This is a genomic window from Bartonella sp. B10834G3 (assembly GCF_016102505.1).
In the GTDB taxonomy this organism is placed as follows: Bacteria; Pseudomonadota; Alphaproteobacteria; order Rhizobiales; family Rhizobiaceae; genus Bartonella; species Bartonella choladocola.
On the sequence record NZ_JACFOM010000004.1, the window covers coordinates 36,758 to 58,612 of the forward strand.

Sequence of the window (21,855 nt, forward strand, 5' to 3'; positions counted from 1 at the left end):
CTGAAATATTCAATTTTTGAAGGTTTTAGAGGATGTTTATCGCGCGATCAAAATTTCACCCGCCATTGATAGCGACGCTTCACAAAAATTGAAGCGAAAAGACTTCAACGAAATTTTCCTGAAACATGAATGCGAAAATAGTCTTTTCAAATTGCTATATCGGTCGGAATCCTACTGCGGCAAAATTTCAGGGAAAAGAGCCATAAGACCGTCGGAAATGGCTCCCTGCCAAACAATATAATCATGACCACCGGAATATTCGCGATAAACAACCGGAACCTGCTTGGCGAGGAGCACCTCGAAAAGGTGGCGATTGGCATCGAGCAATGATCGTTGCCCGCCACTATGGCCGCCCTCGAAAACACCTACCGACAAAAACACACTTAACGGCGGCGAAGGCATCATTGCAACGACCCGTGACACATAATCTTCTCTTTCAGAGGCACCATTTTCAGGCGACCACCAGAACGATCCGGACATAGAAAGAACATGGCCGAATTTATCCGGATGGCGCAATGCAACAGTCATTGCGGCAAGTCCGCCAAAACTTGATCCCGCCAGAACGATCCGTGACGGAGGAAATTTTCGTGCCATTCTTCTTTCAATTTCAGGCAGCAATTCAAACGCCAGAAAATCGGCAAAATCAGGATTGCCGGGCAATTCTTGCATACGGCTTTTACGGTCAATATTATGAATGAAAACTGCAATGGTCGGGGCGATGACCTGCGCTTCAACCATTTTATCAAGAATAGCGGGAAGCGGAACTCTTGTCTGATACTCTTCGCCGTCAAAAACAAAAAGCACAACGGGTTCAATTCCGTTTTTTCCTACCCCTCTCTTTGTTACGCCTTTGGTCTTGTAGAGCGTAATCTTATGGCGATTACCAAGCTTTAAACTGGAAATATAGAAATTCTCGGTTGTAACTTTCCTATTATCGGAACTTACAAGGCGGGACTGTGCCGGTATCCAATTTTGTGCCGGTGCATTTTCAAGTTCGACAACCGACTCCTGATTATAAGGATCAGGCGCATCGACGGGGTAAAGTTTTAAATTGAGCGGATCGGCTTTTACCGTATAGGAAATGGCCATGCGTTTTTCTTGCGGCGTTCCTTTTATTTCCGGAACATCGACCGCCAGTTGATAGCTGAAGCGCGTATCCGAAGGAACTTTGAAACTCTTATACCATATGTCTGTTGTCCCCAAGCGAACGAGTTTTTCATGATCGCCGGAAGGTGCTCCCAAGAGAAAGACATTTTGCTTTGCACCTCTTTGGAGAAAAGTGATAATCCGTTCATTACCTTCACTTTTTTCAATAAGAGGCGTACCCGCTTTCACAATTTTTTCCCAGAATATCCGGATTTCGTCCGGTTGGAATCCGGTTTTTGCCAATTGTTGCAAGGTCGGGCTTAAAAAATCTTCAACCGGAGCTGGTGTCGATTTTTGATGATCTATATCGGGGTTTTCGAGTTTCAGGCAATAACGACCGGCCTTGCCGAATTCGAGTTTCAGACGTTGTGTTTTCGTTGCCTTGAAACGGAACCGGTTTTCACCGGTTTTTTGATGAAAAAAGTGTCTGGAATGAGCACCGTTTTGTTCCACAAGATCAACGCTGTAAAGCCCCTGAGGAGCATTTATTACGCCATTGAAAAACCGGCTTTTCCCATGATTGAGCAAAACAAATCGTGTTTTTCCTTTGGCTGCATTATAACACCTTTCGGATGCTTGATGGATGGTGCGTTCATTTGCGCTTCCTGTTTGCAAACTTATCATTATGAACGATACGAATATCGGAAAAAATAGAATTGGCATAGACATAGCTGAAAGAACAAAAAGATGAATAGTGACAGCCGGCGTTCTCGAAAAAACATGTTTCAACATTGTCTTACCATGTCTTTTTTAGCGATGCCTGAATGATGCGACCATCACCATAAAAGCATGCATAAGCATTTGCGCAAGAAGCAACAAACCGTTTATCGGCAATATTTTTCACGTTGATTTGCAGGGATAGTCCCTCTAAATCTTTTCTTGCTGCGCCGAAGTCATAACCGAGCATTGCGTCGACCAATGTCACATCAGGGACTTTAAAACTGTTGGCATTATCACCCCAACTTGTACCGAGATAGCGCAATCCACCGCCAAGCTTTAATCCCTCGACCCTGCCGGCGAGAAAATCATATACCCCCCAAATAGAAAATTGGTGTGCGGGAATACGCGAGGGAGTTTTATCAAGCTCTGTCGTGATAATCGTATCTTCAATGGTCGAATCGATATAGGAATAAGCACCGATGAGCGAAATTGACCGTGTAACTTCACCTCGCGCTGAAAGCTCGACCCCTTTATTATGAATTTTTCCGATCTGTTGATAAGTTGTATCGGCAATTGAAGGATCCCATTTTCCCTCCACAACATTTTTTTGTACAAGATCATAATAGGCGGCTGTTAAAATAAGGCGCTCCGCCAATGGGCTATATTTGACACCTGCCTCTATCTGACGGGCAGTAACCGGATCAAATGCACTATCGCCGGCAACCGGTGCCTGTAATGCAGGTTCAAAAGACGTAGCGTAACTTATGTAAGGCGCTATGCCGTTATCAAAAGCATAAAGTGCCCCCGCACGCCACGTTGTCGCTTTATCCTTATAGCGATAACGCATTGAATTATAACGATCGTCAAGATTGGTATCTGCCCAATCATGACGAATGCCACCCATGAGGTTAAGCCTGCCTAATGAAGCCTGTTCCTGAACATAGGTTCCTGTCTGTTTTGCATCCAGAATTTCGCGACTGGATAATGGCAGTTCCAGACTATCGAAGTCGAAACCGCCATAAACGGGATTTTCAAGCGAAATGGACGGAACATGGCGGTCACGTTTCCACAAATAATCACGTTTTCGGGTACGCGTATCAACGCCTGCAAGGACAGTGTGGTTCACCGCTCCGGTGTCGAATTTTGCTTCCAACTGACTGTCACTGGCAAATTGTTTCCAGATGTCTTCTCCATCCGAGGCGATACGGGAAATGAGCGTATTATAACCGGTATCAGGATCTTTCGTGCCAGCTCCCCATGTCAGTGTTGCTTGCTGCATATCCACTTCATGATAACGCATTTTTTGGCGAAAGGTTAAACCATTGTCGAAAACATGGGAAAATTCGCCCCCTACCCACTCCTGTTCACGTTTAAAGCGTTCAAAATGGGGATCGGATACAAAGAAATCACGCGGAACATGTCCGAAGCCGACAATCGGCCTTACCGTACCATCGGCATCAAGGAAATTGCGATATCCGGCTTTCGGTTCTTTTTGATAACCGGTCAAAAGAGTGAGTTTTGTTGTTTTATCCGGTGACCAGGATAAAGACGGAGCAAAAGCATAACCTTTTTTGCGCGCAAATTGTTCCTGCAAATCGGTGCTTATGCCGGTTCCGACAATCCGGTAGAAAAAGTCGTTTCGCCCCGCTATATTCTCGCTTATATCGAAGGACAGACCGTATTGGTTGCGATTGCCGGTCGATAGTTCCACTTCATGAAATGGTGTCTCTTGAGGTCGTTTGGAAACGGCATTGACAATTCCTCCGGGATTGGTTTGCCCGTATAATACAGAATTGGGACCCGATATCAGTTCAACGCGTTCCAACAGATAGGGATTGATTTGCGCGTAGGAAGCATCTCCTGAAAGGAGAAGTCCATCAAGATAAATCGGTACATAGGAAAAGCCACGCACAAACATTTCGTCGCGCAGATTGGATGCGCCACGATATTCCGTAAAAACACCCGGCGTATAGCGCAAACTTTCTGCAACCGATTGCACATGCTGGTCTTCCATTTGCTGTTTGGTTACAACGGCAATGGATTGGGGCGTTTTGGCAATCGGCGTATCGGTTTTGGTTGCCGTAAAGCTCTGTTTGGCGGCATAACCGATGACCGGACCATCGCCTTTTTCCTTATCTCTATCGACGACAACAGTCTGTAAAACCTCGTCATCGTGTTTTTCTCCGGCATCGGCCGAACCCGACATGGTCGAAGACAACAATATCGCCAAAACACCTGTCACAAAATTTGCTTTTGACGAGCATATAAAAGAATTGCGGTTGTTCGGGACAATTGAATGAACCATGGCTTTGCTACCCCGCGAATGGCCGATTGCTTGATTAAAACTTGATTGACTTTCTCATGTATATGCGTAAATTTGAAGAAATTGGCAAAAAAGTCTTTTGCTAAACGGGCAAATACGTTTGCGGCAGCAACAAAATGACAACGAACAGAACAATTCCCGAACATATTTTTGTCGGTCACATAGAAAATGAACCGGGTTGTTCTGACGACGAAGATTTTCACGAAATATGGCCGAAATTCATGGTAATGGTGTTTTTCTCCGGCCATCAGACATTTGAAATTGACGGGCAGTTTTTTTCACCGGGTGTAAGCGACAAACCAAGAATAAGGCCGAAAGTATTTCTGTTGAATATCGCAAAATTTTGCAATATCCGCTTTTTCAATGTTACTGGCGAAAATCTTACAAAAGTTATGGTTTCGGCACCACGCACCTGGATTGAACGGATATTTGAAAAATTTGATCCCTCCGCGCGTTCGCTTCAACCGTTCTTATCCGGACATTTGCAAAATTATAGTTTTTATCCGAATGCAACAATCGTGCATTCGGCGCGACAGATTCTTAATCCGCCTGACAACATCTCTCAGGAATTGCTGAAATTACACGAGCGTAAAATGGGCATGGAGGTTCTTTATGAAAGTTGTTTGTCTTATATCAACGATCATCAGTCCAAAGATGGAAAACCGACAATAAATTATAGCCATTTCGACATAGCGCAAAATGCGCGGAATTACATTTTGTCGCATTTGGAGAAGGAGCTGCGAGCAACTGTGATAGCCAATGCGCTTGGCGTAACAATGTCGACGTTAAACCGCGCTTTCAAGACTGTCTACGATGAGACAATATCCGGTTTCATTTGCAAGGAACGCATGAAAAAAGCACGATTTCTTCTGGAAACGCAGGGCATGGCTGTTTCACAGGCCGGCTACCTTGTTGGCTATTATAACCCGTCGAATTTTGCGACCGCCTATCGGCGCGAATATGGCATCGCTCCAAAAGAACACCGTTTAAAAAATCCCCGTCCCTGACAGAAATTTTGATTGAACACATTCATCCGAAAGGCTTTTGCCGCCGTCCCCGTTAATATATGCAAGCTCCTCGCCAATATATTGCGGTACTTCTCGTCAACACAACGTTTCAAGCAAGTCTGTATTACGAAGAAATATCATGGTCTCCGCACATAAAAAATCCGGATATTGGGTTTGAAAAAAAAATTCTCCCTGAATGCGAATAACCGCAGATATTGATAGCCCATGACTGCCAATTTTATAGAAAACGAGTACGGATAATCGTATAGCGATCATCATATACGACTATTCCGGTCTTTGGCGAACCGCGTTCAATCAATCGAATGCGGTTCGGTCAACATGCCGCTATGCCATTAATATCCGGCTCAAGGGGGTATTATTTTGCTTTCAGGCCGAACATCGGCTTTTTTTTAGCCCAGAGTTTTCCTGTAATAAAATCGACCGGTTCCCGATCCGGCTTTCCGGAAAAGAAATCAAGCTCGACATAAATTTTTCCCTTGTCAATGTCGGCGGCAAGTTGACTATCCCATGGCCAAGTGGCCATATGAAGGCTGGAAGTTCGCGGGTGACCTTGATAGAGCTGTTGAACCAATCGGGTTACGATGTTTTTGTCAATTTTTCCTACATATAAAGCCGTCTTTGACTGTGTCGAAGAACTCGTATAGGAATTATTCATATTTTTTTCATTACAGCCGGAATAGACAAAACCATTTCTACTTTCTTTTGCTTCCAAATAAATTTTATGTAAATATCTTTTATATATACTATCTGTCGAAATAACGTATATAACCTCCAGATCGTTATAATTACTCGAAATATTTCTTATCGATCTATCTTCAGAACCGTCTTTTATCTTATTTTCTACATATTTATGTATTTCCTCTTCTATTTTCGATGCGATAAGATCTTTACTGATATGCTTACGAACCTCTTCATATGTAAATTCGATATTGATTTCATGTATGTTTTTTCCGGAATATTTCTGTATTCTGTTTGCAATTTCTGTGAAATAGTTAACCGCATCGTCTAATAAAGATTGATCGATCATAAGTCATTTTCCCCGATAATTCACAAAGGCCCGATTTTCGATTTATTCCGCCAAAAACGGAAAATAAATTTTCAACATGGAAATATTTATTCTACAGCGCCCGAAGTAAAGCAATATCCATTTTATGTCTTTTTTGAAAATTGTATGAAGCTTTGAAACACCACAGCTTTTCACCGCAAGTAAGGCTGGTTACCGGCTTTTGCACGTTTGTTCATGGGGGTTCCGGATTGCCGGTTTCAAGACAGAAGCCTCACGTGGCGCGTATTTTTCTTGAGTACCGCTTTCTTGAGACCGTTTTTTTGAGAACCGTTTTTTTGAAAACCGCTTTCTTGAGTGGTGTCGGTTCCCGATCATCCAAAATCGGGGCATTTTATTTAAAAGGAATGTCGGTTGATCGGAAATGTCAGGCCATTCACTTTTTGCCACCTGGAAATTGCCGCAACATTGAAAGTGACAATGCGGAGTTTAAAAAACCGGATTTGAAAAAAGTAGAACATGCAAGGAATTAAAATTAGCCCGCCCTTCATGATGCGACAAATATTGCTGTTTTCTACCCTTTAAAAAACGGTATTATTTTACTTTAGAATGCAATTTATCGGTGCGTTGCCATTACACTTATTTGCATTTGTTCAAAAAGCTTTAATGGCCGCGTCCGGAGATTTTGCCCGCAGCCTTTCAGACCAATTCCCTTAATTTTCCTTCAGCCATTTCGCGGGCGAACGGAACGGCGCAGAAATTCGCTTGTTGGCCCGTCAAACTGGATATGCCCCTGATCGAGAACAATAACGCGTTCCGTCAAATTCAGAATCTCGAAACGATCTGTCGACACAACCATCGTGGTATCGGGCTGCAATATGTTTTTCAGCACATTGGCAACGCGTGTCTCCTGTTTTTGCGACAATTGGGAGGTCGGCTCGTCAAGAAGAAAGATCTTGCGTTTTGTCAGTGCAAGGCGGGCAGAGGCCAACATTTGTCGATGCGCAGGATTGGGATAGAAACCGGCATCACGCCATGTCACTTCAAGTTTGTCGGCAATTTTCATTTCACCGCTCACAAGATCAAGCTGATGGAGAATGTTTTCGCATTCCTCGCGCGAGAGCCGGCCTTCCAGACACAAAAATTCATAAACCGAACTTGTCAGCATGGCGTGTTCTTGCCATGCGTAATGAATGAGATGTTTTATGGATTCGTCACCTGCATGAAGCGGTCGCTTGGAAAATGAAATCGTGCCTTTTTCAAGTGCCAGATAACCGGCAAGCAATTTCAGCAAAGTGCTTTTACCGCTCCCGTTACGTCCGAAAAGCGCAATTTTCTGGCCTTTCGGTATGACAAGATCAATATCGTCCAGAATAACTTTTTCATTGTTATAGGCAAAAGTTCCGTGCTCAATTGCCCATAATGGCGTTTTGAGATTTTCGTATTTTTCAATAAAGATCGGCTGTTCCTGATTGTCGGAACTTTCGGTGATAAGTTTTTTCAACCTTGTGTAAGAGCGGTGGGCGCCATAAGCATCATAAACAATACTCGACGTGCTAAAAAGTGGCATCAACATGCGGCCGGCAAGCAAAATAACTGCGAATATTGCACCCTGATTGAGTGAACCGGCAAGAACCAGATAATAGGCCATAATAACGATCAGCACCAATTGTGCGCCGTTAATGGCATAATTCAAACGTTGGAATGCCGCGCTGCGTTGATAACGTTTTTTCCATGCTTCTATATCGGTCTCGGAATCGGCCAAATAGCGATCGCTCACAACATCCGGCCGGCCGATAATCGATGCAACCATCATATCAATGATATTCGGAGGGTCGCGATAGAGTGGCCGTTCGCTGAATTGCAACTCGGCTAGCCGCCAATAATAATACATCACGCAAAATATGACCGCGATGATGAATATCGGGACAACGACCACCCATTCCCCCAAAATAGCAATGACCAGCAGGAACAGCAAAATAAACGGGACATCAATGACGTTCAGATTTAGTCCCATATAGGCAAAATTTCGTACTATTTTCCAATCATCGAGAGCGCGGAACTGGGCAGCCCCCCATTTGTTGGACTGGCTGGCATTGACGCGCAAAAGCCGCCTTACAATATTCGGCTCTATCGTTGTATGGATGCGTTGGACAAGCGCGATGTTGAGCTTCTGGCGCTCGCGACGAAGCAGGAATTCGCCAATCAATGCCAATGCGACACCGACCGAAAAAGTCCATAACGAGGCTGATGCATAGGCCGGTAAAATGCGGCTATAAATTGCATTCAGATAAAGCGGTGTCACGACAATCATCAGGTTGATAAAAATCGAGCCGAAAAGCAATTTCCAGAGAATGGACACCGCCACGGGATCCGATGAAATGAGGCGGCGCAAATCGAAATTGTCAAGAAGACTTGCTTTGAAAACCTGATATTGCGGAATACATTGATCTGTAAATTTTTGCGCTTTTTCTTCCGCGCTTTTCTGCTTTCCGGCGTTTGTACCACCAGCCGGAGTTATAACAGTTCCGGCATTCGTATTGGCAAGCGCATCGAGTTTCACAACTTCGGCCGGATGCACAGTTTTTTCAGAGGCTTGCAGCTTTACGCCATTTTCATAAGGCTGTTTTTTAAGTTCAAGAGAAGGTTCGATTTTGCTTTTGACTGTCACCGCACCGCTGGCAGAACCGATATTATCAGTTTCCTCTTCGTGGCTTTTTTGTTTGTCTTCATCCAGAAAAACAAAGGTACCATCATTTGCAACCTCTACCGCGCGATAATTACCGGCAGGGGTAACAACAATATAAACGCCACCAATCTGCAAAGCCGATTGTTTATTCACCCGTACGATATGTACGCCTAGCTGACGCTCGACCAACTTGATTAAGGTTTCATCACCCGACATTGGCAATGTGCGTATGCGCTGCCAGTGGAAGGGAAGAGAACCGCGTATTTTGTTACACGCGGTTTCCAGAGCGTCGATCAAAGGAGTCATTCAATTCTTTCCAAAACGGGGCAGTTCTTTCCTGAACGGCAGCACTTTCCAAAACGGGCAGTTTTTTCCTGAACGGCAGTACTTTCCAAAACGGATACCAGATTTTAAAAGCAGTCAACAATGAATTTACAGTTACGGAACTTACAATTCCGCTTACGAAATTGAAGGGTGGGATTCCTGCAGGTGAGAATCGCCCTGTCTTCCTCTTGTAACTTCAATTGTATCGCCCGTATCGACACCATCTTTTTGTGCGCTCCAGGTTTCGTTACCATGATTGTCGTCTGCGGTTTTATGCCAATCCCAACCGCCGGCTTTATCAATGGCGTTAAAAATATCGGCAGTCGAGTCACTGCTATTGGGATCACCATTCAAGAAGAACTTCGCATGATAATGACCGTCACTATCGGCAGTGCCGGTTGTGAAATCCTTGAAGAAAGCGTCAAGGTCGACGTTCAATGTATCTTTATAGGTATCAATAAAGCTGAAACCTTCAACATTTTTAAAGCCGCCGCCAATGTCATAACTCTGAGGTCCTGTGGCACCCTGAGCACCCTGCCTTTTTACCATATAGTCGATGCCGTCACCGCCGTCAAAACCGATAAAATACGATTGAGGAACTCCTCTATTGGTTGTGAAATGGACGAGGTCATCACCAGCCGTACCGATAATGGATTTAACGTTAACCAATTCATCCTTCTCGGTTCCGCCACCACGAGTGATATATCCACTCTGGTCATCTCTCATAAGGACATCCAGATACTCTCTTGCGGTAAGCTGGCTATAGTCGAGGATTGCACCATTGGTATAAATGCTTTTAACACCACCATGACTGATAAACCTGTCATTGCCGGCTACACCATCAAAGGAATGGCCACCGGCTGCACTTCCCTCGAATACATCGTCTTCTTTTGTACCGGAAATGATTCCGATACTCTTGAAGATATCCTTTCCTTGCGTTCCAACCGTGGGGTCGTTACGGTCATAGCCTTTTATCGTTGTGCCGGAATAGGATGAACCTTCATCCATTTTTACATAGACACCATGGATGTAATCACCATGATCGGTTACATAATCATAACGTAAATTATCAACCGTCAGTTGTGCCCCGTTCTTCGGAGCCTGTGTAACACGTGTATCGTTACCATCAATATAACTGATACCGTCCTTGCTCGAATTTTGAACAGAATAAAATACATCCTCTTTATAGCCACCTACAAGTCTTCCCTCGGTACCCCATCTGCCGGTAATTGTGTTTTTGTATAATAAAGCGCCATAAGCATTTTCAAAATCATGCAATTTATCCTCGGACTGGACATTATGTGCGTCTTTCCACAAAGTCTTTGCATATCCGTGGTCAAGATCAATGATGACATTATCTCTGCCGGCCGTAAGATTTGACCGATCCGCCCACGCCGCCATTTGCGCATAATCTGCCGAATTATCGTCAGGCGTCCCATCGGGGTTCATGAACATTCCCTCGATGCGTCCACCCATATCCGGCGCACCGACATAATATGTATCCGAACCTTCACCGCCGTAATATTCATCATTACCTTGGGTTGCCAGAAAATAATTGTCCTTGTCATTGCCGTAAATCAGATCACTGAACTTGGTGCCAATAACATTTTCAACATTGCTTACATGACCTTTATCGGCACCATCGGCAAGTACAGCACCATGTTCGTCATGGCTCAGTATATTGTGTTTATTATTGTCAGCATAACCTAGTTCATTTGCACCAAGATTGACGTAAATACCTTCAGTGCGGTCATTCGGATCTACTTTATTATCAAGTGGATTACCGTTGGCGTCGGTGGTTTCCAGAACATCCTGGAACGAAATCCAGTCATTTTCCCTGCCGCCATCGGTTCGTGTGCCACCATCATAAACGAGATATCCCTTGCCGACATAAAGAATGTCTGTTCCGGTTCCGCCATGGACAGTCACTTTACCGGTAGAACCGCCGAGGTAATATTTATCCAACCCGCCTTTATTGGTAATTGTTGTTTCACCGGACGAATATTGGAAATAATAGTTACCATCAGAATTACCATCATCGACAGGTAATCCCGAATTGTCATTCGCAAAAACACCATCCTGTATATTCACCTTGGCCGACGAATATCTGAAATTGAAATCATCGGGTGTTTGGGCGTGAAAATCACCCATTGTAGGAACATATATCTGGCCATAATCGTCCGCGTCCGTCTGTGTATATCTAATATGGCCGTTTTGATCGTACAGGATACGCTGTTCGTCTGTGGAACCGTTATCTCCACCGTCAATAATATTGACCTCGCCTTTGCTGTGGTCAAATGCATAGACATCAGAACTGTCGCCATCAATAATCTTGACAGTCGACGATGCCGTTACATTCTCTCCGTCCTTATTAACAAATCCGGAATTGGAAAATTTGTAATTGCTTACGCCTGTTGTATCCGTGATGATTGTTTCTTTGTTTGCCGAATTTGTAAAATCGTAACTATCGATGTCCCATAGTCCATTTTTCGTTAAATTGTCGCCATTATCGGTAATGGTTACTTTATCGATTGTTGTATCCTTGAAGTCATAAGTCTCGGAACCTCTTGCATCAGTAATATCAACAGTTTGCGAATGACTATTGGAAAAGAGGTAAGTGTCATTTACAGAAAAAGCATGAGTGCTCCCATTTCCGGGGTGGGCCGGATCATCCAGAGCATCCCCTTTATCGTTAATGGTCACAGCGCCCCGCTCACCATCTGCCTGACCGGAATCGGAATATTGGAACGAATAGGTGTCAGCTTCGCCGCCATCCGTGATATTGACCACGGTGTTTCTTATACGGTTGTCAAACGTTCCGTCGCCAAAGTTATAAAGATCGCCAGGATCATTATAAGCACTGCTATCATCTATTGTCACAATAGAATCGTGAACCTGCGTAAAGTTATACTGATCGTTACGATTTCCACTCTCTTGAATATAGACTTTCGTTTGAGCGGAAGTAAAATTATAAAAATTCTGTCCTTTTTCCTTGTCAATTATAGTAATATTATAATTGTCATCGCTGGCAAAGCCGTTCGATGTCGTTCCACTAAAATCATACCTGTCAACAGGAGTTTTGTCCTGATCGTTTGAAAGAGTACCATTGGTGTCGTGAATCGTGATTGTATTTGAAGCACTCGTTATTGAATTTTTAAAATTATAAGTATCACTACCGTGCTGATCGGTAATATCGACTTTGGTATTTACATTCATGAAGTTATAACGAGTAGCATAGCTTTGATCTGTTATCGTTACACTACCGCCTTGGGCACGATTGAAGTTGAAGACATCTGCTCCGGTCCGCCCCATCCTGCCACCGCCATCATTAATTGTGACTGTAGAATTATTGATATCGTTGAAATAATAATTATCCTGCCAATCAGCATAATCGGTAATATTGATATTTGATTGATCTGCGCGGTTGAAGTAATATGTGTCCTGGCCAACCCCGTCTTGAATATTGACAGTCGTGTTGGTTATATGGTCCGTGTCCGAGGCATAATTACCTGCAAAGTTGTAAACATCATCGTTATACGTGCCGACATTGTCGGTAATATTAACCAGTGCGTTTACTGCATTGTGGAAATTGTAAGTATCTTCAGTATTTCCGCTATCGTTGATTTGAACACTCGTAACAGGCCCATTGGCATCACCCAAATTATCGAAATTGTATCTATCACCACCGTTATCATCAGAAATCTTGATGTGAGGCTCGCCCGAAATAGCGTCTACGGCTTTCACATTATTAAAATTATAGGTGTCGTTTCCCGAATTGCTCCCACCTTGATCATTGATATGAATAACATTATACGAATCAAGCGTTACGCGGTCAAAATTATATGTATCCGCGCCACCACCATCGGTAATTTCGACCCTTGTATGGGAGTCATTGAAATAATACTGATCCCTGTCTGTCGAGAATCCATTGCTAATTGCAGAATCTACAATTGTGACCCAACCGCCGTCTGTGCGTTCAAAATAATATTGGTCAGCTCCGCTCTCGTCGATAATATAAACGCCCGAATTGGTGATATGGTCTGTCGGCTTTTCACTGGCATTGTTGGCATGAGTGGCAAAATCATAAACATTATCAAGATTTAGCTTTTTACTATGGTCATCGTAATAATCGTGAATAACGATACTCGAATTCGTTGCCTCATGGAACGTGTAATCGTCAGTACCTGCTCCGTGATCGTTAATAATTACCTTGCTGTTGATATTATTGAAATGATAATGATCTGTGCCGTCTGTGTCGTTAATGACGATATTTGCCTTGCCATCTTCTGTGACAAAATCATTATCTGTTGCGACTTTGGTTCCGTCGAAATTATAGTCGTCGCTATAATTGCTGTCACTCGTATCATTAATTGTGATTGTATTTGAATTTTTTCCGCTGGTTATAGTATTGCTGAAGTCATATTTATCAGCACCATCCTTGTCGGCAATGTCGACTTTGGTATTTGCAGCAGAAAAATGATATTCATCAGCCGCCAATGTTCTGTCGTCAGCACTTCCCGCACCGGTATCCTTGATGGTTACAGAACCACCTTTGGTGCGATCGAAATTGTAGGCATCATTGCCGTTTTCATCGGCTATAGCAACCGTCGTATCTTCAATATGGTCAGTGGCGGATTCGTTATTGTTCTTTAGCGTTGCAAAGTCATAAATGTCGTTGCCACCAAGATAGATGCCGTCATTGAGGCTGTTAATCGTAATATCGGATTTTTTAGCATCGTGGAATGTAAAATAGTTGTCGCCCGATCCAAGATCATCAAGGCGGACTTTGCTTTGAACCCTGTCAAAGTGATATTCGTCCTTGCCGCCCTGATCCGTGATCGAAACATTCTGATCCTTGCCTTCAGCCAGACTGTCTGATGTCACATCATTGAAATAATAAGCGTCATCGGCGGTACCTTTATCCGTTACCGTGATTGTGTTGTCCGCGTCCGCCTTTGCATGATCGAAAGTATATTTATCAGCACCGTCCTGATCGGTAATATCGACTTTTGTTTCAGCAGCCGAAAAATGGTACTCGTCCTGGGCTGCGTCTTTATCGCTGATCGGCCCCTTGTCTTGAATACTGACATAGCCACCTTTTGTGCGGTCAAATTGATATTTATCGCTGCCATTTTCATCAACAATATCAACTTCGGAATTCTCGATATGGTCAGTCGCATCGGGTTTCTCGGAAGTCAAAGTAGCAAAATCATAGACATCGCTACCACTTAAACTGGTACCATCATTGATATCATTGAGATCATTGATTGTAACATGATTGTCTTTGATCTCGTGGAATTGGTACTGGTCGTTACCGGCTGCAGAATCAATAATTTCTACGCGATTGATAGCCTTGTCAAAGTGGTAGAAATCACTACCGCCGGAATCGGCAATCTTGTTCTCGCCTGTCGAAGATTCAAAATTATAGCTATCGTTCGAGTCTCCTTTACCACTATCGACAATGGTATTATTGCCCGAAGAATTAACGAGATTGTAGATGTCTTCTCCTGCGCCTGCATATAACCGGTTATTACCGCTCGAGCCGTTAATGGCACCGCTTTGCGGATTTGTCATCTGCATGTCGAAAATGTTATTGCCATCACGCCCGTCAAAATAATAGGAAGCCGCTGTGTCGCCGATCAAAAAGTGATCATCGCCCCTGGTGCCGACAATTTCGGTAAAATTATGCATTTCGGCAACATCGCCATTGCCGGTATCGGTAATCTTGTTATTGGCAACATCGTATGTCAGCCCCGGTAATCTATTTGAACCTTGCTGTGTTGTTACAGGATAATCATCACCGAAGATCAGGCGGTTTGTGCCACCTTCGCCATCATATTTGATATGGTTGTTGAACTGCGAAGCATAAATCGTATCGTTTCCGCTGCCGCCATAAATTTCACGTGCGTTCGGCGTTTTCGGCAAAACAATCGCATGGCTATCATTTATGACAGTATCCGGATTATCTCCGGAATACTGGTTGGTAAATTCGGATTTGGCTTTGGTTTCCTTACCCTCACCATCGACCCAGGTAATGTTGATATTGTTGCCGTTATAATCGACATTGCCTTTATAATTAACGAAAATCTCGTTATCTTTAAGCTCGATACCATATTTGGCAACGAAATCCGCATATTCAGGACTTCCCTTCCAGATGATGGTCATACCATCAGGAATGTCGGCTATATCCTTGATGCGTTTACCGGCAACAGATTCCCCGCCCACCAACTGGTCGAAAGTAACAATGCGCCCCAAACGACGATCCAGATTGTTAGGACTATTTTCTGTGTTGACCTGACCATATTTGAAAGCACCATTATCGGCATGGATAACAAATCCCTTTTCCTGATCGGCTTCGTGACGCAAATCAAGAATAGCAGGTTCGCCATATTGAACACCGAGATCAGGGTTCGTACGCGCAGCCGTTGACCCGCCCCCCAAATGCCAAACGGTCGATTCCGTTCCGTTATCATTTTTAACAGTCGTTCTGGTGCTGCTTACCTGATAGAGATTAGCCTTCTCGACAAATGACAAGCCGGTCGGACCATCATTATCACCAGTCCCGTGGTTATCGTCGTTATCGCCATTGTGGCCACCACCATGATCGTCGCCACTGCCATTACCAGAATCGCCAGGCGTTGTCGGTTCCGACGGCGCGGTTGGAAATACCGGAGCGGGCATTGACTCGGACGGGCTGTTGGTTGGCAACTGAACGCTACCTCCCGATGTCGTTGACGGGACAAAACTTACCGTATCATCAAGCACAGATGGCGGATTACCCAGAAAATCAGCCACAGACAGACGTTCATCGCTGTTGCCTTTTCCCCCGCCATTCAGGATACCTGTTGTGTCGTCGGAATCGAAATCTGTTGTTTCATTGACCGGAGCGGATTGGACAACCGCAACTATAGGATCGTTAGGGTCAACCTTGACATTTTTTTCGCGAATTTCACTCAGTTCGGGGCCAGGTTCAATCAGATCGGCGCGCTGGAACAATTCATTCGATGAAACAACCGTCCCGTCGGTAAAAGTCAGATTGAACAAATTTTCGTGCATGGACGACATTTGCGCAGCCTGAACCAATGTCAGTTCGGCACCATCCTGCGTACGAATGACAACGTCACTCCCGCGAATGATAATTTCCACCTGGGAAATGGCTAGCGGGATATCGTTATCCGAATAAGTATCAACCAGAACAGATACGCCATCCTTCTGTGGAAAAGGTAGTTTCATTGCGATTTAACCCTTATGATTTTCAGTACCCTCGAAATTCGGGATACACTTACAACGTTATAAATATAGTAATATTCGTCTTCTGTAACAAGCTCAATTGCGACGCAGTGCCCCCCCTCATTCGCTAAAGACAACCGACATTCCGTCAATAAAGGGCTTGAACAAATATTGAAGAAACGTTCGTTGTCCGGCCAGTGCAAAGGTTTCAACGGTCATGCCCGGAAATATTTTCAGTTTTTCATTCTGTTTCGCATCCATCGTGACAGTAACCTCGTAATAGCGTCCCCCCTTATCCTCTTCACCGACGGCATCGGCGCTAATCACGGAAACTTTTCCCTGCAAGGTCGGGCTACTGTAATTTGAAATGGCAAGGACGCGCACTCTCACATCCTGCCCCACCCACAACCGGTCGCGATCCTGCGGGTTGACCTTGACATCCGCAACAAGCGGAACTTCGCTCGGTGCGATTTCAAACAGTTTTTCTCCCGGCCGCAAAACGGCACCCACATGCGGCATCACCACTTGCTGGATCACACCATCGACCGGCGACACGATTTCGGAATTTTTCGCTCTTTGTCTGCTGGCTTCCCACTGCGCTTTCGCTGTCTCCAACTTGACCTGAACTTCGGCAAGTTGCTTATTGGCATCCTCGTTGAATTCGGTTCTATACATCGACATTTTCAGCTTGGCTTCATCGCGTGCGGCTGTCATTCCGGGAACTTTTGAACGTGCATCGGCAAGCGTGCTTAAAACTTTTTGATATTCGAGCCGCCGTTGAACAAGTGTCGCTTCCGGTGCCGCACCTCTTGCCACCAAAGGTTCCAGAAGTTTGATATGCTCGTTCGATAATTGCATCTCGGCACCGAGATTTTCTATCGCAATAGCATTGGAAGCAAGTTGTGCCTCTTTTTGTTCATACTGGGTTTTTGCAATGGCAATAGATTCATCCAAAGCGCGCTTACGTGCATTGTATAAATCGGTTTCGTTATGGTAGATTTCGGCGAGCTTGGGATTGTTAGGCTCCGGCGGATTGAATTCCTTTCCGGCGAGTTCCGCCCGCAATCTTTGTTCGCGCAATTCATAGGCGCGAAGCGCAATGAAATTGCTTTCATTATCTTCAGCAACCGTGAGATTTTCAACATTGGCAAGCACCTCTCCGGCCTTGACCACCTCGCCATTGGTAACGAGAAGCTGTTTCAACACCCCGCCTTCGGGATGTTGTATCTCGATATTATGCCCCTCGACACGGATAATTCCATGTCCTCGAACCAGTACATCGAACGGCCAGAACGCAGCCCACAAAAACGCTGCAAGCAGACACAGTACCAGAAGCCATTTTGATGGCGAAATGGCCTTCACTGCGTTGACGAGTTTGCCCCACTTACTGCGTTTTGTTGTTATCAGCATTGTCATGTTCAACACGTAATATAATATAATCTTCTGTGTTATCCGGCACAATCAGATTATCAAACCTGATATTTTTGATAATCGCACCCTCTTTTTGCAACACAGCCATTGTTGCAACAGCACGGTTAACTTGCAACAATAATGTATCACCTGTTGAAACATTCACACTCCGTCCAACCGAATAAATCCGCAATTTTTCGGTTGTCAGCACACTCTTGTTTCGTAATGCCCATTCACGCACTTCGTTTTGCTGGGTCCCTGTCAAATAGGTTCTGTTCAATTCGACCTTGATCCGCAAATCCCCGTCACGCTCTTTCAAGACATCCGTGTTTACCATGACAAGTGGCAATTTGACTGCAACCTGTGCGCTACCGTCATCTTTCTTGCCACCACTGGCTGTCGGAAGATTTTCTTTCGATGTGCTGAATTTCGATTCACTATCGCCAGCTTTCTGCGCATCGCCGCTTGATTGTTCCCCGCTCGCAGTCTGGGTTCCTGCTTCCGTTTCAGGACCGGCAATTTTCGATGTTGCAACAATGACCTGGAACAGCATGGCCAACAATAGAAACACCATCAAAAGAACGGTCAGCATATCCGCATAGGCAATCCAGATATTTTCACCACCACGTTTCTGAGACATCATTAATGCTCCACCAATTGAAGAGCCAATAGCCCATCATGTGGCTTGCCAGCCAGATAATAGATGCTGAACACAGCGCGCATAAAGCCGTAGCGAGCGTCGATTGCATCCGTTCTTGATGTAAAATATTCCGTTTCTGCGGTAATCAGATCGGACAATTTGCGGTCACCCAGACGAAATTCTTCAAGATAAAGACCACGGGTTTTATCCGCTTCGCGGGTGGCCTCCTCACTGATCGACCATTGTTGCGATGTTATTTCAATATCGCCAAGCAAGGCACGAACTTCGTCATTCACCGTCGAACGCTCTTTGCCAAGTTGAGCTTCATTGACATTGACCTGCGCATAAGCTTCGCGAATTTTCGCTTTCTTGGAAAGATCGAAAATATCGAATGTCAATTTGAGCTGAACGCCGCCATCCGTGTTCGATACATTGTAAAGATTATCGACGCTCTCCAGACTACGCTTGTAATCTATAGTCAAATCAAGCTTTGGCTTCAAACTCGCTTTGGCACCGACAACACTTTTCCGGCTTCCTTCGAGTGCTGCACCTCTTGCAAGCACTGCCGGATTTTGATCGGCGGCATTGACTGCAATATTATCCAGATCCCTTACCGGCGGGAGCGCCGTGCGCTTGGCCGGCAAAGCTTCCACTTCCATCCCCACCAGTGCATTCAATTTCTGGCGGGCGCGGGACAATTTCAGCTCTATATCCTTGCGCCGGTTGACTGCATTGCTCAATGCCAGACGCCCACGAACCGCATCCGACTGCGGCGAAATACCACCCGCAACACTTTCGCCAATTGTCTGGTTCAACGAGGTAATCTTGTTGACATAGCCGATAGCCGATTGAAGCTGTTCGGTATAGGCCTGAACAGCCATATAAGCATTGGCTGTATCGAACATAACAGTCAGGTCTTCGGCATGTTTTGCATGTCCGCTCGCGCGCAAATTATAGCTTGCCGCTTCTTTATCCGCATCACGACGACCGAAATCGTAAATGCTATAGCGTACGTCAACGCCTGCAAAGGCTGTATCGTCAAAATCACGATCGCGACTGGTGATGCCACCATCATAGCGCAAATTCGGAGCTGTCAATTCGGCACCGACCGTCGGATAATATTTCGCTTTTGCCTGATCGAGACGGCTTTCGGCAATATCAAGCTGGCTCTTTGCCACTTTGATTGTCCACGAATAATCGTGAGCTTTCTTCAACGCTTCTTCAAGCGTTAATGTCTGTTTTTCGCGCTTGAAAAATTCTTTGGATTTTTCTGTTACCGGACTATTAACATTGGTATCTCCGGCTTTTTGACCGCCCTCCGAACGGTTGCTATCCTTAACCGCCTGAGTTGTCATTGTATCGACACCTGTAGGGGCAACCTTACCCCTGTTCTGTGCACAGCCGGTCGAAACAACACTGCAACTTACCAGAAGAATAGACACCACACGCTTAAAACTGTTTGAGCAATTCATTAGAATTAGCCTTTCGTGGGTGGAACATCACTGACCTTTTGTGCAGCTTTGATGGCAGAGACAATAGAAACACGCGCTTCTGTCAGATCACGCATTCCCTCCATGATCGCTTTCTGCTGTGTATGCATAACCTGATTTGCATTCTCAAGTGCCTTTTCCTGCTGGACACTGTGCGTGAGCAAATTCGCCGCCGACTGTTCGATCGAACCGGTATCACGTTGAATTTCCTGAAGTTTATTGGAAATTGCTTCAAGGCTTGTCAAAAATTCAATACGGATCTGGTTCAAACCGGCAATGGCCTGCGCCACAGTTTGATTATTGTTTTCCTGAGATTCAATGCCGCGCGCAATATAGGCACTGTTGGTTTTGGCAATATCGCTCAGTTCGCTAAGCGCCTGATAGTTGTTCCCGATAATTTCTATAATCTGTTTTGTTGCCTCGGCATTAGAGGTCACCGTATTCAGAATTGTCTCGACAGAGCGCTTATTGCTTTCCGATTGTTCCGTTACAACAGTCAACATTTTTTCCATTGTTTGCTGCTGAATAGCCTGTCCTTGAACGAAACTATTGGAAATATCGATAAATTTTCCGGTATCCTCGTGTGAAAACTCGACATGACGGGAAAGCACTGCGGCCAAACGATTTATCGCACGCGTTGTTGCATCTATTGTACCGGTTTCACCGGCCATTTTCGATGCTTCTTCTCCACTTGCAACAAATGACCATTTTTCAATATCGTAAACCCATCCTTCGGTTGTACGCCCCATAAAATGGGCAATCAGCCCCACACAAATCGACGACCCCAGACCGAACATCGAAGAGGAGAACGCCGTTGCCATACCGCCGAGTGGCGCAGCCAATGAATTGACAAGAGATTTTGCCTGTATTTCATCTGCCGAGGAAAGAACGTCGATCGACCCGCGAATACCTTCCATCGTAAAGGTCAGACCGAAGAAGGTACCGAGCAACCCCATCGAAATAACAGCACCGGCAGCGTAGAAGAGAAAATCGACACGCCAGTCAAGCGCGGTTGAAACCAGAGAAATAGCCGAATTACGTTCATCTTCGTTAAAGCTGATGAGATCACGCAAACGACCACGCAACAACCGCATACCGCCTTTGAGGACCGGCTCGTCTCCCTCGTGCGGGAAGTTTTGCTTGAATTTCTGCCACTGCACCATTCCGCGTTGGAGATAAAAAATTGTGTAGAGGGCGTAAGACAACACAATGACATCGAAACAAGCGATGATCGAGTTGAAAATGATATTATGTGCTACAAAATCACCGTGAAAAATCAGCGTATAAAGCAATGCGATGAGCGACAACATTGCCAGAAGCAGTGAAAAATAAAGCACAGAACGTGTAGATCTCATACGACCCCCTCAAAAAGGAAACAAAGCATGACCTTTATCAGCCTTATCTTTACAATGGTTAATCACCGAAAACTCGTCCCGACAATCTTGCTTCTAACAACCCGATTTGGACTTCACCCCCTACGTTCCCAAATATTTGCCGGTTAAGAATCAATTTCATCTTTTAACGATTTGCTATATCTTTTCAAGACATGGTAAATTTTTGGTTAAAAAAAATGCTTAATAGAAAATTTCTGGTTTTTTAACCTGCTGATTTTTCAGCATTTTTTATGAAAATAAATTCCGATAAAAATATTTAGCCGTTTTATTTCAATGAACAATCAACGAAAAGCACCGAAAATTACGAACCAATTTTTCAACCAATAGTTCAGTTATCTGATGATTTCTCTGCTTTAAACTTGATTAACAAAATCAACTTATTTCTGCCCGATCAAGTTGATTTTTCATATTCTTATCACATATTTTTTTAAATTCAACCATTAGTTTAGTAGAATGCAAAGAATTCACAACATTTAATAAAAAGTCATAAAGTTAGATAAGAATATGTATTTTGTTAT

At 44.5% G+C, this 21,855-nt stretch carries 10 protein-coding genes; 1 reads left to right on the plus strand and 9 read right to left on the minus strand.

Features of this window, described 5'->3' with window-relative positions:
• Positions 1-171: 171 nt before the first annotated feature.
• Together H3S94_RS10575 and H3S94_RS10580 are read right to left on the minus strand one after the other, a co-directional pair.
• The gene (locus tag H3S94_RS10575; protein WP_198241021.1) at positions 172-1,770 is read right to left on the minus strand and encodes an alpha/beta hydrolase-fold protein; all 1,599 of its coding nucleotides are present in this window, start codon (positions 1,768-1,770) and stop codon (positions 172-174) included.
• A 112-nt stretch (positions 1,771-1,882) separates the two neighbouring features.
• Positions 1,883-4,048 (minus strand): TonB-dependent siderophore receptor, encoded by a 2,166-nt coding sequence (locus H3S94_RS10580; RefSeq protein WP_369805742.1) that lies wholly within the window; start codon positions 4,046-4,048, stop codon positions 1,883-1,885.
• A 197-nt stretch (positions 4,049-4,245) separates the two neighbouring features.
• Between H3S94_RS10580 and H3S94_RS10585 the strand changes: the two genes are divergently transcribed.
• Positions 4,246-5,136: a helix-turn-helix transcriptional regulator gene (locus tag H3S94_RS10585; RefSeq protein WP_198241023.1), complete on the plus strand. Its 891-nt coding sequence runs from the start codon at positions 4,246-4,248 to the stop codon at positions 5,134-5,136.
• A gap of 376 nt (positions 5,137-5,512) precedes the next feature.
• Here H3S94_RS10585 and H3S94_RS10590 read toward each other — a convergent pair whose 3' ends face one another.
• From H3S94_RS10590 to H3S94_RS10620, 7 genes are all read right to left on the minus strand, one after another.
• Positions 5,513-6,184 carry a hypothetical protein gene (locus tag H3S94_RS10590; protein ID WP_198241025.1) on the minus strand — a complete coding sequence of 224 codons (672 nt, stop codon included), beginning with the start codon at positions 6,182-6,184 and terminating at the stop codon, positions 5,513-5,515.
• A 700-nt stretch (positions 6,185-6,884) separates the two neighbouring features.
• Positions 6,885-9,155 carry an ATP-binding cassette domain-containing protein gene (locus H3S94_RS10595; protein ID WP_198241027.1) on the minus strand — a complete coding sequence of 757 codons (2,271 nt, stop codon included), beginning with the start codon at positions 9,153-9,155 and terminating at the stop codon, positions 6,885-6,887.
• A gap of 153 nt (positions 9,156-9,308) precedes the next feature.
• Complete coding sequence (locus H3S94_RS10600) at positions 9,309-16,406, minus strand: hypothetical protein (RefSeq protein WP_198241029.1); 7,098 nt, start codon at positions 16,404-16,406, stop codon at positions 9,309-9,311.
• 117 nt (positions 16,407-16,523) lie between these two features.
• Positions 16,524-17,819: an HlyD family type I secretion periplasmic adaptor subunit gene (locus H3S94_RS10605; RefSeq protein WP_198241031.1), complete on the minus strand. Its 1,296-nt coding sequence runs from the start codon at positions 17,817-17,819 to the stop codon at positions 16,524-16,526.
• Positions 17,788-18,456: a hypothetical protein gene (locus H3S94_RS10610; protein ID WP_077993538.1), complete on the minus strand. Its 669-nt coding sequence runs from the start codon at positions 18,454-18,456 to the stop codon at positions 17,788-17,790. Before H3S94_RS10610 ends, H3S94_RS10605 begins: the two co-directional genes overlap by 32 nt.
• Positions 18,456-19,925, minus strand: a complete 1,470-nt coding sequence (locus tag H3S94_RS10615; RefSeq protein ID WP_198231587.1) for a TolC family protein — start codon at positions 19,923-19,925, stop codon at positions 18,456-18,458. Before H3S94_RS10615 ends, H3S94_RS10610 begins: the two co-directional genes overlap by 1 nt.
• Before the next feature lie 5 nt (positions 19,926-19,930).
• Entirely contained in the window at positions 19,931-21,298 is a 1,368-nt protein-coding gene (locus H3S94_RS10620) for a MotA/TolQ/ExbB proton channel family protein (protein ID WP_077993543.1), read from the minus strand.
• Positions 21,299-21,855: the final 557 nt, after the last annotated feature.

What these genes read in the sequence shown, in the direction of transcription:
- H3S94_RS10575 (WP_198241021.1), bottom strand. Translation starts at nt 1,770, where the DNA reads ATGATAAGTTTGCAAACAGGAAGCGCAAATGAACGCACCATCCATCAA.
- H3S94_RS10610 (WP_077993538.1), bottom strand. Translation starts at nt 18,456, where the DNA reads ATGATGTCTCAGAAACGTGGTGGTGAAAATATCTGGATTGCCTATGCG.
- H3S94_RS10615 (WP_198231587.1), bottom strand. Translation starts at nt 19,925, where the DNA reads ATGAATTGCTCAAACAGTTTTAAGCGTGTGGTGTCTATTCTTCTGGTA.
- H3S94_RS10590 (WP_198241025.1), bottom strand. Translation starts at nt 6,184, where the DNA reads ATGATCGATCAATCTTTATTAGACGATGCGGTTAACTATTTCACAGAA.
- H3S94_RS10595 (WP_198241027.1), bottom strand. Translation starts at nt 9,155, where the DNA reads ATGACTCCTTTGATCGACGCTCTGGAAACCGCGTGTAACAAAATACGC.
- H3S94_RS10620 (WP_077993543.1), bottom strand. Translation starts at nt 21,298, where the DNA reads ATGAGATCTACACGTTCTGTGCTTTATTTTTCACTGCTTCTGGCAATG.
- H3S94_RS10605 (WP_198241031.1), bottom strand. Translation starts at nt 17,819, where the DNA reads ATGACAATGCTGATAACAACAAAACGCAGTAAGTGGGGCAAACTCGTC.
- H3S94_RS10600 (WP_198241029.1), bottom strand. Translation starts at nt 16,406, where the DNA reads ATGAAACTACCTTTTCCACAGAAGGATGGCGTATCTGTTCTGGTTGAT.
- H3S94_RS10585 (WP_198241023.1), top strand. Translation starts at nt 4,246, where the DNA reads ATGACAACGAACAGAACAATTCCCGAACATATTTTTGTCGGTCACATA.